Below are 13,281 nucleotides of genomic sequence, written 5' to 3'. Positions count from 1 at the left end.
CTCACCCATACGCCCGCCAGAAGAACACCGCCGCCGTCACCCCCGTCACCGCCAGCGTGCCGATCCGCACCACGCGCTCGGGCAGCCGCCGCCCGACGATCGCCCCGCCCCATCCACCCACCACCGCGCCGACCAGCATCGGCACGCAGTACCGCCAATCCACCATGCCGCTCGCGACGAACACCAATGCCGCCGCCGCATTGGCGACCGCCAGCATCAGCGTGCGCGGCGCGAACATCGCGCGCGGGGTGACGCTCGCCAGCAACCCGTAGGTCGCGGTCGTCATCAACCCCACGCCGCCGCCGAAGTAACCGCCGTAGATCCCCAGCAGAACCTGCGCGACCACCAGAGTCCGCGCCCCGATCGTTACCCGGGCGGCCAGCCACGCCGACGCGCCACGCCCGAACGCCAGCACGACGAACGCGTACAGCACCAGCCACGGCACGATGACGTCGAACGTCGCCCCCGGCGTCACCACCAGCAGCGCGCTGCCAACCAGCCCACCGGCGAAGGTGATGCCCGCGAGCAACCGGTGATCGACCCCGCCGACCGGCCCCAGTTCGTCGCGAAACGCCCACGCGCTCGTCGCCGCACCCGGCAGCAGCGCGACGTTGGAGGTCGCGTTGGCGATGTTCGCCGGTGCCCCCACCGCCAGCAGCGCGGGCAGCGTCGCGAACGTGCCGCCCCCCGCCAGCGCGTTCATCGCGCCGCCAGCCACGCCCGCCAGCGCGACCAGCGCCAGCCCCGTCACCTCCATCGCTCATGCTCCCGCGGACCAGCCCCGCCGCTTGCCCGCGCATCCACGCGCTGTCGAGCGTATCCGCCGATCGCACCGCTAGACCAAACCGGCATTCACGCAGAAGCCTACGTCGATCGACGCGTGCGGTTGGTGCAGTCCCAGCCATTTCACCTTACTGTCATCCCGAACTTGCTCCGGCATCCCGCTGCCTTCTCCTACCGCTCCCGAGAAGCGGGACCCCGGATCAAGTCCGGGGTGACGAAGAGAAGATCCACGGACTGCCCGCCCGTCACCTACTGACGCGCGGCCTCGTCCAGCCCGTCGAGCACCGCCTCGGGCGACACGTCCTGCTTGATCTCGTCCAGCTCGCCGTGCGCGTCGGGATCGATCCCCATATGTCGCGCCATCCGGTCGACCAGCCCGATCAGCCGCGTCAGTTCATGCTCGGCCAGCAGGTTGATCTGCAGGTCGAGGTCGGACTGTTTCGCCGCCGCGCTCATCATCCGGTTCTGGCTGATCAGCACGAAGGTCGACAGGAAGATCGCCTCGACGCTCGCCTCCATCGCCAGCATGACGAAGCTCGGATCGAACGGCCGCACGCCCGGCACCGCGCCCAGGTTGACCGCCACCCACGCGCCGTACGCGACCGCGTGGATCGCGACGAACGTCATGCTCCCGGCGAAGGCAGTGACCCGGTCCGACACCCGCTCGGACAGCCGCGCCCCCGCCTCCTCGCGCGCGCGCCGCTCGCGCATCCGCGCGATGTTGCGCTCCAGCACCGACCCCATCCGGGGCGGTTGCGGCGCGGGGTGGGTCAGCGAACCGTCGGTCATCGCGCCGGTGTAGAGCCGCCCGGCGCGCGACGCCACCGATCCGCGCTAACCACGCGCCGACGCGCGCCACGCGTTACCCCGCCGCGACCAGCTCCGCCGTCCCGTCCGCCGCCGCCGCCTCGCGGTCGAGCTGCGCGCGGCTCTTCTTCTCCGCCGCAGTCTTCAACTGCCCGCACGCCGCGTCGATGTCGCGCCCGCGCGGCGTCCTGACCGGCGCGGAGATGCCGCCCGCGAACACGATGTCGCTGAACGCGCGCACCCGCTCGGGCGTCGAACACTCGTACGCCCCACCCGGCCACGGGTTGAACGGGATCAGGTTGACCTTGGCGGGCAGCTTGTAGTGCTTGAGCAGCCGGACCAGCTCGTGCGCGTGCGCGTCGCTGTCGTTCTTGTCGCGTAGCATCACGTACTCGAACGTGATCCGCCGCGCGTTGTTGGCGCCGGGATAGTCCGCGCACGCCTGCAACAATTCCTCGATGCCGTACTTGCGGTTCAACGGCACGATCTCGTCGCGGATCTCCTTGGTCACCGCGTGGAGCGACACCGCCAGATTGACCCCGATCTCTGCGCCCGCGCGCGCCATCATCGGCACCACGCCCGACGTGCTGAGCGTGATCCGCCGCTTGCTGAGCGCGAGGCCATCGCCGTCCATCACGACGGACAGCGCGTCGCGCACGTTCTCGAAATTATACAGCGGCTCGCCCATGCCCATCATCACGATGTTGGTCAGCATCCGCCCTTCGGGCTGGCTCGGCCACTCGCCTAGCGCGTCGCGCGCCAGCATTACCTGCCCGACGATCTCCCCCGCGGTGAGATTTCGCACCAGCCGCATCGTGCCGGTGTGGCAGAAGGTGCAGTTGAGCGTGCAGCCGACCTGGCTCGACACGCACAGCGTGCCGCGGTCTGCGTCGGGGATGAACACCGCCTCGTAATCCTGCCCGTCGGGCGAGCGCAGCAGCCACTTGCGCGTCCCGTCCGACGACACCTGCGCCTCGACCACCTCCGGCCGCCCGACGACGAAGCGCGCGGCCAGCCACGGGTGCTGCGCCTTGGCGATGTCGGTCATCTGCGCGAACTCGGTCGCGCCGCGATTGTAGATCCAGTGCCAGATCTGCTTGGCGCGCAGCTTCGCCTGCCGCGGCTCCATGCCCGCGGCGAGCAATGCCTCGCGCAGCTCCGCCTTGTTCATGCCCACCAGGTCGACGCGCCCGTCGGCACGCGGCGCGACCGCCCGCGGCACGGGCACAGGGTCGATGTGCCCGGCAATGGGCATGATGGCGGCGGCGATCTCGGGCATGCGCGCGCATATAGCCGATCCGGCGACGTTTTTCCACTCGCGCGCGGTGCTAGCGCGAACGCTCGGTGTGCCACTTGCGCCACGCCTGCACCGCGCCGCCGATCAGCAAGGCACCCGCCGCGACGATCCACCCGACCCGCCACCCGCCGAGCACGTCCTGCTCGTCCAACCCGCGAAGCACCATCATGCCCGCGAACAGCGGTATCAGCGCCAGATTACCCCAGGTGACGCGCGACATCGTCAACCGCCGCGCCGCCGTTCGGCCGAGTGCGGGCAAGCTCGGTTGGCGTCGCTCGAGTTCACGCAGCGGCGCACGCCATAGCCGGAGCCAGCCATCGAGCACGCTCGCGATCAATCCGGTCGTGACGACGATGGTCGCGGTGTCGCCGACTTCGCCGAACAGCGCGATCACCCCGACCACCGCGACGGTCACTCCGCCGAGCGTCAGCCACGTCAGCCGCCGCGTGCCGCGCGCGAACGCCGTCACGAACGCGTCGCGCTCCGCCGCGCTCACCGCGTAGGCGGCACCGGTTTCATTCTTGCGGAACCAATATCCGCCGTCGCGCGCCTAGAATTGTTGCGCGAAGATGTCGCGAACGCGGTCTGATCTGCCGATGCCGAACATGTCCGCAGCCTAGCGTCGGCACGATCATCCGCGAAGAGCCGACCGAGCCTCGAACCTCACCACGCCACGCCGATCTTCCCAAAATGGCTCGCCCCCGCCTCAAACGCGAACGCGTCCGCCAGTTCGGCCATCTCGAACCGCCGGTCGATCACCGGCCTGATCCCCGTCGCCTCGATCGCGCGGACGAAATCCTGCTGCTCGCGCCGGCTGCCCACGATCAAGCCCTGCAACCGCGCCTGCTTGCCCATCAGCGCCGCGGTCGGCACTTCCCCGCCCGTGCCCGTCAGCACGCCGATCAGCGAGATGTGCCCGCCGACGCGCACCGCCTCGATCGACTGCGCCAGCGTGCCCGGCCCGCCGACCTCGACCACGTGGTCGACCCCACGCCCGTCCGCCCAGTCGCGCACCCGCGCGCCCCAATCCTGGTGTTCGCGGTAGTTGAGCGTGAAATCCGCGCCGAGCTCCCGCGCGCGCGCCAGCTTCTCGTCCGACGAGGAGGTGATCGCGACCACCGCCCCCATCGCCTTGGCGATCTGCAACGCCCAGATCGACACGCCGCCGGTGCCGAGCAGCAGCACGCGGTCGCCCGCCTTCAGCCTGCCGTCGACCACCAGCGCGCGCCACGCGGTCAGCCCCGCGGTGGTGATCGCCGCCGCCTCGACCGCGTCGTAGCCCTCGGGCGCGCGGGTGAAGGCGGTCGCGGGCAGCACGACATGCTCCTGCGCGAAACCGTCGATCCCGTCGCCCGGTGTGCGGCTGAAGTCGCCGACCGTCGGCGCGCCGTCCTGCCAGTCGGGGAAGAAGCACGACACCACCCGGTCGCCGACCGCGAACTCGCTCACGCCGTCGCCGACCGCCTCGACCACGCCCGCGCCGTCGGACAGCGGCACGCGCCCCGGCGCGCTCGGCATCTTGCCCGTCGCCACGCCCAGATCGTGGTAGTTTAGCGAGCTGCCCTCGATCCGCACCCGGATCATCCCCGCGCCCGGCTGCCCCGGATCGTCGCGTTCCGCCAGCGTCAGCCCGTCCAGCCCCGGCGTGTCGCCCAGCACCATCACCTTCATCGCGCAATCTCCTTCGCCGCGCCCAACGCGCGACGACCGCGCCGTCTCCGCGGCCCGACCACCGCGCGCGTCCGCTGGTCCGACCTCAGCCGCCCGCGCGCTCCATCCGCGTCACCACGCCCGCGTCCGCGACATAGGCCGCGTCGACCTCGCGCAGGAACAGCCCATGCCCCAGCGCACCTGGCACCGCGTCGATCGCCGCCGCCAGCGCGCGCGGGTCGGCGATGCGGCCGAACCGCGCGTCGAGGATCAGATTGCCGTTGTCGGTCCCGCCCTCACGCAAGCACACCGCCGCGCCCAGCGCCTCCAGCCGCGCGGTGACGAAACTGCGCGCGAACGGCAGCACCTCGACCGGCAGCTTCGCCGCGCCGATCGCGTCCACCCGCTTCGTGCCATCCGCGATCACCACCATCCGGTCGGACGCCGCCGCCACCACCTTCTCGCGCAGCATCGCGCCGCCCGCGCCCTTGATCGCGTACAGCCGCGCGTCGATCTCGTCCGCGCCGTCGATCGTCACGTCGACGCGCGAGACACCCGCGAAGTCGCGCACCGCCATCCCCTCGCCTTCCGCCGCGCGCGCGCTCGCGACGCTGGTCGCGACCGCCTCGATCCTGAGCCCACCGCGCACCCGCTCGCCCAGCGCCCGGATCAGGAACGCGACCGTCGATCCCGTCCCCAGCCCGACGAGCATTCCGTGCCTTACCTCGTCCAGCGCCGCCTCGGCCGCCAGCCTCTTGTCGTCATCCGCCATGCCTGCCTCGACGCAGCAGCGCCCGCGACGTTCCCCGCCTCAGCGATACGCCGGCTCCTCCCACCATGGAGAGAAGTCGGGCATGTCCGCGCTCACCCGGTCGGGATAGGCCGGCGCGCGCTTCTCCAGGAAGCTCGTCACCCCCTCGCGCGCGTCGCCCGATCGCCCACGCGACAGGATCGCGCGGCTGTCGACGCGGTGCGCCTCCATCGGGTGCTGGTAACCCAGCCCGCGCCACATCATCTGCCGCGTCAGCGCGACCGAGACGGGCGCGGTGTTGTCCGCGATCTCGCGCGCGATGGCGGTGGCGCGCGCCAGCAACTCGCCCGGCGGTACCACCGCGCTGACCAGCCCGCCCGCCACCGCCTCGGCCGCGTCGAACACCCGCCCCGAGTAGCACCATTCGAGCGCCCGGCTGATCCCGACGACGCGCGGCAGGAAATAGGACGAGGCCGCCTCCGGCACGATCCCGCGGCGCGCGAACACGAACCCGAACCGCGCCGCCTCGCTCGCGACGCGTATGTCCATCGGCAGCGTCATGGTCGCGCCGACGCCCACCGCCGCGCCGTTGATCGCCGCGATCACGGGTTTGAGGCACTGGAAGATGCGCAGGGTCAGCCGCCCTCCCCCGTCGCGCGCGCGCTCGACGCCGTAGCGCAGCTCGCCGTCCGGCCCGACCGGCGAGCCCTTGCCCCCATCGGCGTAGTCGAACGTACCGCCACCACCCGACAAATCGGCGCCCGCACAGAACGCCCGCCCCGCCCCCGTCACGATTACCGCGCGCACCTCGTCGTCGGCATCGACCGCATCGAACGCCGCGATCATCTCCGCCATCATCCGCGACGTGAACGCGTTCAGCTTGTCCGGCCGCGACAAGGTGATCGTCGCCACGCCGTCCGCCACTGCATAGCCGATCTGCTCGAACGCCATCACCGCTCTCCACTTCCGCGCGTCAACATAACGCGACTTATGGCAACCGTAAGCGCGACCACCATCTGCGTAAGTACGCGTTCGTGACATTTCATGTCCGCATCGGAACAATCATGCCGCGGCGTCGTCCCGCAAAGGTCCATCATAGGTTAGCAAAGGGAGCGACGCGTCGATGCCGACGATTGAGAATTACAACAGCTACGCGCCATGGGCGTATGAGGTGCTGCGGCACGGCTTCGCGTTCACCACCGCGGTGTTCATGGCGGGTCTGGTCTATTTTCTCATGACCGCGAAGAACGTGTCGCAACGCTACCGGCTCGCGTCGGTCATCTCGGCGGTCGTCATGGTGTCGGCGACGCTGGAGATCGGGCAATTGTGGATGCTGTGGGGATCGGCGTTCCAGTTCGACGAAGCGTCGAACCGTTTCGTGGTCACCGCGACCGAGCGGTTCTCGAACGGCTATCGCTACGTCAACTGGCTGATCGACGTCCCGATGCTGATGACCCAGCTCGTCGTCGTCTGCGGTCTGACCGGCGTGGCGCTGGCGCGACGCTGGGCGCTACTCAGCCTGCTCGGCGCCGGCATGATCGTCACCGGCTATATCGGCCAATTCTACGAGTCCTCGGCCGCGGGCGCGGTGCCGGGTGCGACCGCACCGTTCTGGGTCTGGGGCGCGATCTCGACGATCTTCTTCGTCGCGCTGCTGCTCGTCCTCGCCGCGCAGGTGCGTCGCCCTATCGGTGACCCGTCGCCCGAGGTGCGCCGCAGCCTGATCACCTGTTTCTGGTTCCTGCTCGCGACCTGGTCGATCTACCCGTTCGGCTATCTGTGGCCGGTGATCGACCCATCGGAAGGCGGCGTGGTCGTGCGTCAATTGCTATACACGGTCGCCGACATAAGCTCCAAACTCGCATTCGGCATCTTCCTCGGCTTCGTCGCCGAACGCCGCTCGCGTGAGGACGGCGCCGCCCCAGCACGCTAATCGGTGCGCTGATCGTCACACCACGACACGGGTCGCGATCCGACCCGTGTCGTTTCGTTTGCCGTCTTCACGCGCGGCGACCGAACAACCGACCCAGCACCTGCTCCACCGCCTGGCCGATCGCGTCGCCGTCGATCCCGCCGCTGCCGGCCTCGCGCCGCTCGTCGCGCCGCGCGTCGTTCGCCGCCGCCGGCTTCTCGCCGGCTGCTTTCTCGTCGCCCTTCGCCGCCGGCCCCGCCGCCTTCGCCTCCGCCGCCTTCATCGCCGCGGCGGCCGCCATCGACAGGCCGGTCGCGATCATCGCCTTGCCCTGCGGCGAGTTCGCGGCCGTGACCGCCTGGTCGATGATCTTCTCGCCCGCGCGGCGCAGTTCCTTGGGCAGCTTCACCCCACCGATCGTCTTCGGGATGCGTTTCTTCTTCTTGGCCATGCGCGCTCACTCCTGTTGCCGGTTATATGGTCACCCAAACGTCCGCTTGAAGGTCAGCATCGGCACCACCAACCCGTTGCGCCGCCGGAACTCGCGCGTGACCGGCGTCGGCGACGTGCGGTCTGGCGCGTAGAACAGCCGCTCGCGGTAGGTCGGCCGCGCCAGCGCATTCTCCAGCGTCGCGGTCACCACGCTGGTCTTGGTCGGCCGCCACTCGGCGAACACCTGCGTGTAGATGCCGCGGAAGCTTCGGTCGGTCTCCTCGCGGCGGAAACTCGTCGAGCTCGTCCCATTCTCCGCCAGCACCCCCCAGGCGAAGCTGCCCAGGTCCTGCCGGAACTCGGCCGATCCGTAGAAGTCGCTGTTGTTGGTGAAGCGCCGTGTCGTCAGCGTGTAAGGATCGGTCACGAACGTCGGCACGTACGATCCGTACAGCGTCAACCGCCCGCCCTTCACGCCCAGCGTCTTGAGCGGCGCCTCCACCCGCGCGCGCGCGATCGCCACGGTACCGGTGCCCAGATTGCCCGGCGCGTCGAACCCTTCGGGCGTCGGCACGCGGTCCTGCACCAGGCTGATCCGCGTGTACCCCGCCTCCAGCCGCACCAGCCCGTCGCCCAGGATCGGATACTCCAGCGTGCCGAGCAGCTCCCAGCTGCGCTGCGGCACCAGCTGCGCGTTGCCGCCGTTGACCCGGTCGCTGCCCAGCTCGGCGACCGAGATGAAGTCGGTGAACTGCAACTGGTTGACGGTGCGCTGCGCCGACAATTGCGCGCGCCAGCCCGGCGCGAACCGCCAATCGAGCACGAGCTTGGGTTTCAGGAACGACAGCGTCCGGCGTGCGTCCACGTCGCCCGACACGGTCAGCCGCGACGCCTCCACCGTCATCCCGCCATCGACGCGCAGCGCAGGGCTCAACGCGCGCCCGACGTTGACGAACGCTTCGCCGCGCCGCTCGCGCACCGTGGCGTCGTCCACCGGCAGGTCGATCCGCGTTTGCCCGCCGCCCGCGTCCAGGTCGAACAGATTGACCCGGCTGCGCAACCGGTTGATCACGCCCTCCGCGCCGATCTCGACGTTCCACCCGTTCCAGCCTGACCGGTTCCACACCAACCGCGCCAGCGTCTCCGATTCACGGTCGGCCAGCGACTGGCTGAAACCCGTCGGGCCCGGACCGTTCGACCCGAACAGGTCGACCAGCGACAAATCGTCACTGTCGCGGTGCCGCCTGGTCGCCAGCCCGATCAGCTTGATCCCGCCGCCAGCCAGCGGCCGCGTCACGTCCCCGCCCAGTTCATACTCGTTCACGGTCGTGCGGCTGGTGAGCGAATCCTCGCGCCGCGGTCGCCCGGTGGGATCGACCCAATTCGACTGGTCAAGCGCGAAACGATCGGTCGCCGCGCGCGCGTTCAGGTGCGCGGTGCGGTTCGCGCCGTCGTTATACTCCCACGACCCCGACAGCGCCGCCACCGGCTCGCGATAGCGGTTCACGCGGTAGCGATACTCGACCAGCGCGTCGTTGGGCAGGGAGGTGACGCGGTCGAACCCCTCCTGCGCGGTGTTCTCGTTGTCGATGTTGAGTGCCAGGTTGAACGTCGACTTGCCCGACCGAAGCAGCGCCGACGCGCTGCCTTCCGGAAACAGCTTGCCCGTGTAATCGCGCCGCACGGCTCCCGTCAGCGTTCCCGCCAGCCCGCCGGTCGCCGAGGTGACGAGGTTCAGCACCTGCGGCTTGCCCGTGAACTCCGCGCCGTACAGGTCGCCCGGCCCCACCTCGACGCGCACCACGCGCCCCGCCGGGATGCGCGACAGGATCGTTTCCACAGTGTCGCTCTTCGCCGACGGCCGCTGCCCGTTGACGACGACGTTGCCCGCCGCCCCGCCGAAGCCGCGCACCGACCCGTCGATCCGTTCGATCGTGAAGCCGGGCACGCGCTCGACGATCTGCAGCGCGGTGGCGGGGGCGAAGGTGCGGAACCACGCCGCGTCGTAGGTCCGCCGCCCGGTGACGCGGTCGGGCTGCCCGGCGGGCTGCGGCCCCTGCGTGCTCGCTGGCTTGGGCGCGGCCAGCCCCACCGCGGGCGAGGCGGTCTGCGCCCCCGCGGCCCCCGCGCCCGCCATCAGCGCGACCGCGCTCGCCGCCGTTGCAACCCCCCGTCCGAACCGCACCGACATCGCTCGCCCCCTTCAACGATGCCACGTTGACTACAAACGTAGTCGATTGCCGTCAACGCTTGTTTTCGTCCTCCTGTGTTATTCCACTACGACACCGCCCGCAACCCCGCTCAGCGATCGTCCACCGCCGCCGCCACGACGCGCTCGTCCGCCCGCGCCGGGTCCACCCCCGCCGCGGTCTGCGCCGCGTAGCGCCGCGCCAGCACCGCGCACACGAACAGCTGCACTTGGTGGAAGATCATCAGCGGCAGCACGATCAGGCTGACCGCTGATCCTGCGAACAGGATCGTCGCCATCGGTATCCCGCTCGCCATGCTCTTCTTCGATCCGCAGAACACGATCGCGATCTCGTCGGACTTGCTGAACCGCAGCCGCCGCGCCGTCCACGTCGTGCTCGCGATCACCGTCGCCAGCAGCACGCCGTCGATCAGCAGCACCAGCGCCAGGTCGCCCGCGCTCACCGCCTGCCAGATGCCCGCCACCACGCCCTCGCTGAACGCGGCGTAGACCACCAGCAGGATTGACCCGCGATCGACCAGCGTCGTCGGCCCCTTGTGCCGCGCGATCCACCCGCCGATCAGCGGCCGCGCGACCTGTCCCGCGACGAACGGCAGCAGGATCTGCGCCGCGATGCTCTCGATCGCGTGCCACGACACGCCCCCGCCGGCCGTCGGCATCAATCCGGTGAGCGGCAGCAGCAGCGCGACGATCACCGGCGTCAGCACCGTGCCGACCAGGTTCGACACCGACGCGCTGCACAGCGCCGCGGGCACGTTCCCGCCCGCGATCCCCGTGAACGCGATCGACGACTGCACGGTGGATGGCAGCAACGTCAGGAACAGGATGCCCGTCGCGATCTCGCCTTGCAGCCACGCGCGCGCGCCGACGCTCGCCACCACCCCTAGCAGCGGGAACAGCGCGAAGGTGCTCAGGAACACCAGCCCCTGCAACCGCCAGTGCGTCAGCCCCGCCCAGATCGCCGCCGGCGCCAGCCGCGCGCCGTAGAGGAAGAACAGCAGCGCCACCGCCACCGTCACCGCCGCGTCCGCGATCCGCGCCCCCTCGCCCCGTGCCGGCAGCACCGCGGCGAGCGCCACCGTCGCGATCAGCAGCAGCAGGTATGGATCGATGAACCGGCGAATGAGCGACATGGAACCTCCGAACGCCCGCCCCATGGCACGCCGCGCGGCCCGGCGCGACCACCGCCGCGCGCAATCGCCCCCTGCCGTCCGCTCACGCCCATCCGGTCGGTCGCCTTCGCCCGCGATTTGAGCTTCACGGTTGATTCCGGTTAAACCCGCGCGATGCTCAAATCTCACATGAACCCGCGCGTCTTCTGGGGGGCGTCTGCGGTGATCGGCGCGATGCTGTCGGTCACGCTGCTGATGCCCGGCCGCGCCGACACCGCGTTCAAGGCCGCGCAGGGCTGGGCGATCGACACGTTCGGCTGGTTCTACATCGCCGCGGTCGCGGTGTTCCTCGTCGTCGTGCTCGCACTCGGCTTCGGCCCCGCGGGCAAGCTCAAGCTCGGCCCCGACGACGCCGAACCCGACTTCCCCTATCTCTCCTGGCTGGCGATGCTGTTCGCCGCCGGCATGGGCATCGGGCTGATGTACTTCGCGGTCGCCGAGCCGATCCAGCACTACATCTCCCCGCCCGAGGCACCCAGCGGCACGATCCTCGCCGCGCGCGAGGCGATGGCGATCACCTTTCATCACTACGGCGTCCACGCCTGGGCGATCTACGCGCTCGTCGGCCTCAGCCTCGCTTATTTCACCTATCGCAAGAACATGCCGCTCACCTTGCGCTCCGGCCTGTCGCCACTGCTCGGCAAGCGGATCAACGGCCCCCTGGGCGACGCGATCGACGTGTTCGCGATCTGCGGCACCGTGTTCGGCGTCGCGACCTCACTCGGCCTCGGCGTGTCGCAGATGACTGCCGGGCTCGCCTATAATTACGGCCTGCCCGACACGCTCCTCGCCAAGGTCGTCGTGATCGCGCTCGTCATGGGCGCGGCGACGCTGTCGGTGCTGAGCGGCGCCGACCGCGGCATCCGGCGCTTGTCCGAACTCAACCTGACCGTCGCGGTGCTGCTGATGTTGTTCGTGCTCGCGGTCGGTCCGACCCTGTTTCTGCTGCGCGCGCTGGTGCAGAATTTCGGCCTCTACCTCGACCATTTCGTCATGCGCACCTTCACGCTCTACGCCTACGAACCGCGCGCGTGGATGGCCGACTGGACGCTGTTCTACTGGGCGTGGTGGATCGCCTGGTCGCCGTTCGTCGGCATGTTCATCGCGCGCATCTCGCGCGGGCGCACGGTGCGCGAGTTCGTGACGGGCGTGCTGTTCGTGCCGACCGCCTTCACCTTCCTGTGGATGACCGTGTTCGGCAACACCGCGATCTCGCTCGATCTCGGCCAGGCGCAGGGCGCGATTGCCGACGCGGTGCAGGCGAACCTGTCCACCGCTTTGTTCCGCTTCCTTGAATACCTCCCCGCCGCCGGGGTCACTTCCGCGCTCGCGATCCTGCTGGTCGCGGTGTTCTTCGTCACCTCCGCGGATTCGGGCGCGCTCGTCATCGACACGCTCGCCTCGGGCGGCGCGGAGGAGACGCCGCGCTGGCAGCGGATGTACTGGTGCCTGCTGCTCGGCCTTACCGCGACGCTGCTGCTGGTGATCGGTGGCCTCGGCGCGCTCCAGGCCGCGACGCTGCTCGCGGCGCTGCCGTTCTGCTTCATCATGCTGATGCTCGCGGTCGGGCTGGTGCGCCAGACCAACGCCGACCTCGCCGGCGTGTCGCTCGACACCGAGGGCCCCGCGGTCGCCGAGCGGTTGAAGCGCCTGTTCGTCCCCGCCAGCCGCGACGAGATCGCGCGCCAACTCGCAGGCCAGGGCATCCCCGCACTCGAACGCGTCTCGCGCGCGGTGGTGGAGGAAGGCTGGGCGGAGAGCCAGGTCACCCACGACGCGGCCGACGGCGCCGCGACGCTGACGGTCGGCCTGCCCGACCGCGCCACCTTCACCTACCGCCTCGCCGCGCAGTCGCGCCCGCTCGCCGCCTATACCGCGCTCGAGGCACCCGAGGGCCGCCGCAGCCGCGCCTGGATGCTCGCCGCGCGCAGCGACACCGACCGCCGCGCCCGCGACCTGACCGGCCTCTCCGCCGACCAGATCGCCGGCGACGTCCTCACCCAACTCGAACGCTGGCGCTTCGGCGCGTCCTCGTCCGCGTCACCGTCGCGCGGGTGAGCGGGCGGCGCTAGCGCTGCGTCGGGCTCGGCCGGTTCTCGCCCATCGGGCGGTCGTCGCTTTCCTTGGCGTGGTTGATGTTGGTGCCGACGAAGATCACGACGATCAGCGCCAGCACGATCAGCGTCACCGTCAGGAACATGCCCCGACTCTTCTTGTCGGGGCTTCCGCGTGGGGGCAGGTCGCTCATGTCAGTCGCACTCCTCGCCC

Annotated in this window: 13 protein-coding genes; 2 read left to right on the top strand and 11 right to left on the bottom strand. The window is 70.2% G+C overall.

What is annotated here, in order from left to right:
* Nucleotide 1: 1 nt before the first annotated feature.
* The 7 genes from ACFDS6_RS04890 to ACFDS6_RS04860 form a co-directional block, all read right to left on the bottom strand.
* Nucleotides 2-757 carry a sulfite exporter TauE/SafE family protein gene (locus tag ACFDS6_RS04890; protein WP_375270991.1) on the bottom strand — a complete coding sequence of 252 codons (756 nt, stop codon included), beginning with the start codon at nt 755-757 and terminating at the stop codon, nt 2-4.
* Nucleotides 758-1,032: 275 nt separating this feature from the next.
* The gene (locus ACFDS6_RS04885) at nt 1,033-1,608 is read right to left on the bottom strand and encodes a DUF1003 domain-containing protein (protein WP_375270990.1); all 576 of its coding nucleotides are present in this window, start codon (nt 1,606-1,608) and stop codon (nt 1,033-1,035) included.
* Between the two features lie 37 nt (nt 1,609-1,645).
* Nucleotides 1,646-2,869 (bottom strand): 23S rRNA (adenine(2503)-C(2))-methyltransferase RlmN, encoded by a 1,224-nt coding sequence (gene rlmN, locus ACFDS6_RS04880; RefSeq protein ID WP_375270989.1) that lies wholly within the window; start codon nt 2,867-2,869, stop codon nt 1,646-1,648.
* 49 nt (nt 2,870-2,918) lie between these two features.
* Nucleotides 2,919-3,383: a hypothetical protein gene (locus ACFDS6_RS04875; RefSeq protein WP_375270988.1), complete on the bottom strand. Its 465-nt coding sequence runs from the start codon at nt 3,381-3,383 to the stop codon at nt 2,919-2,921.
* 167 nt (nt 3,384-3,550) lie between these two features.
* A complete protein-coding gene (locus tag ACFDS6_RS04870; RefSeq protein WP_375270987.1) occupies nt 3,551-4,558 on the bottom strand; it encodes an NAD(P)-dependent alcohol dehydrogenase in 1,008 nt (335 codons plus the stop codon).
* A gap of 85 nt (nt 4,559-4,643) precedes the next feature.
* Complete coding sequence (gene rpiA, locus ACFDS6_RS04865; protein ID WP_375270986.1) at nt 4,644-5,309, bottom strand: ribose-5-phosphate isomerase RpiA; 666 nt, start codon at nt 5,307-5,309, stop codon at nt 4,644-4,646.
* A gap of 39 nt (nt 5,310-5,348) precedes the next feature.
* A complete protein-coding gene (locus ACFDS6_RS04860; protein WP_375270985.1) occupies nt 5,349-6,239 on the bottom strand; it encodes a crotonase/enoyl-CoA hydratase family protein in 891 nt (296 codons plus the stop codon).
* Between the two features lie 172 nt (nt 6,240-6,411).
* Here ACFDS6_RS04860 and ACFDS6_RS04855 point away from each other — a divergent pair, with 172 nt between their 5' ends.
* Nucleotides 6,412-7,221 (top strand): bacteriorhodopsin, encoded by an 810-nt coding sequence (locus ACFDS6_RS04855; protein ID WP_375270984.1) that lies wholly within the window; start codon nt 6,412-6,414, stop codon nt 7,219-7,221.
* Nucleotides 7,222-7,288: 67 nt separating this feature from the next.
* Here ACFDS6_RS04855 and ACFDS6_RS04850 read toward each other — a convergent pair whose 3' ends face one another.
* The 3 genes from ACFDS6_RS04850 to ACFDS6_RS04840 all read right to left on the bottom strand — a co-directional run bounded on the left by ACFDS6_RS04850 (nt 7,289) and on the right by ACFDS6_RS04840 (nt 10,974).
* Nucleotides 7,289-7,651 (bottom strand): hypothetical protein, encoded by a 363-nt coding sequence (locus ACFDS6_RS04850; protein WP_375270983.1) that lies wholly within the window; start codon nt 7,649-7,651, stop codon nt 7,289-7,291.
* 30 nt (nt 7,652-7,681) lie between these two features.
* A complete protein-coding gene (locus tag ACFDS6_RS04845) occupies nt 7,682-9,823 on the bottom strand; it encodes a hypothetical protein (RefSeq protein WP_375270982.1) in 2,142 nt (713 codons plus the stop codon).
* 110 nt (nt 9,824-9,933) lie between these two features.
* Nucleotides 9,934-10,974 (bottom strand): bile acid:sodium symporter family protein, encoded by a 1,041-nt coding sequence (locus ACFDS6_RS04840; protein WP_375270981.1) that lies wholly within the window; start codon nt 10,972-10,974, stop codon nt 9,934-9,936.
* 153 nt (nt 10,975-11,127) lie between these two features.
* On the opposite strand from ACFDS6_RS04840, the gene ACFDS6_RS04835 reads away from it, so the two are divergent.
* On the top strand, nt 11,128-13,071 hold the full coding sequence (locus tag ACFDS6_RS04835; protein ID WP_375270980.1) for a BCCT family transporter: 1,944 nt from the start codon (nt 11,128-11,130) through the stop codon (nt 13,069-13,071).
* Between the two features lie 10 nt (nt 13,072-13,081).
* Here ACFDS6_RS04835 and ACFDS6_RS04830 read toward each other — a convergent pair.
* Nucleotides 13,082-13,281 (bottom strand): hypothetical protein (locus ACFDS6_RS04830; RefSeq protein ID WP_375270979.1); only part of this gene is annotated, 200 nt, incomplete at its 5' end.

It is taken from the genome of Sphingomonas sp. (assembly GCF_042095875.1).
Taxonomy (GTDB): Bacteria; Pseudomonadota; Alphaproteobacteria; order Sphingomonadales; family Sphingomonadaceae; genus Sphingomonas.
This window is presented reverse-complemented; position numbering and strand designations above follow the sequence as displayed.

What these genes read in the sequence shown, in the direction of transcription:
- rpiA (WP_375270986.1), bottom strand. Translation starts at nt 5,309, where the DNA reads ATGGCGGATGACGACAAGAGGCTGGCGGCCGAGGCGGCGCTGGACGAG.
- ACFDS6_RS04890 (WP_375270991.1), bottom strand. Translation starts at nt 757, where the DNA reads ATGGAGGTGACGGGGCTGGCGCTGGTCGCGCTGGCGGGCGTGGCTGGC.
- ACFDS6_RS04845 (WP_375270982.1), bottom strand. Translation starts at nt 9,823, where the DNA reads ATGTCGGTGCGGTTCGGACGGGGGGTTGCAACGGCGGCGAGCGCGGTC.
- ACFDS6_RS04835 (WP_375270980.1), top strand. Translation starts at nt 11,128, where the DNA reads ATGCTCAAATCTCACATGAACCCGCGCGTCTTCTGGGGGGCGTCTGCG.
- ACFDS6_RS04855 (WP_375270984.1), top strand. Translation starts at nt 6,412, where the DNA reads ATGCCGACGATTGAGAATTACAACAGCTACGCGCCATGGGCGTATGAG.
- ACFDS6_RS04840 (WP_375270981.1), bottom strand. Translation starts at nt 10,974, where the DNA reads ATGTCGCTCATTCGCCGGTTCATCGATCCATACCTGCTGCTGCTGATC.
- ACFDS6_RS04870 (WP_375270987.1), bottom strand. Translation starts at nt 4,558, where the DNA reads ATGAAGGTGATGGTGCTGGGCGACACGCCGGGGCTGGACGGGCTGACG.
- ACFDS6_RS04860 (WP_375270985.1), bottom strand. Translation starts at nt 6,239, where the DNA reads ATGGCGTTCGAGCAGATCGGCTATGCAGTGGCGGACGGCGTGGCGACG.
- rlmN (WP_375270989.1), bottom strand. Translation starts at nt 2,869, where the DNA reads ATGCCCGAGATCGCCGCCGCCATCATGCCCATTGCCGGGCACATCGAC.
- ACFDS6_RS04850 (WP_375270983.1), bottom strand. Translation starts at nt 7,651, where the DNA reads ATGGCCAAGAAGAAGAAACGCATCCCGAAGACGATCGGTGGGGTGAAG.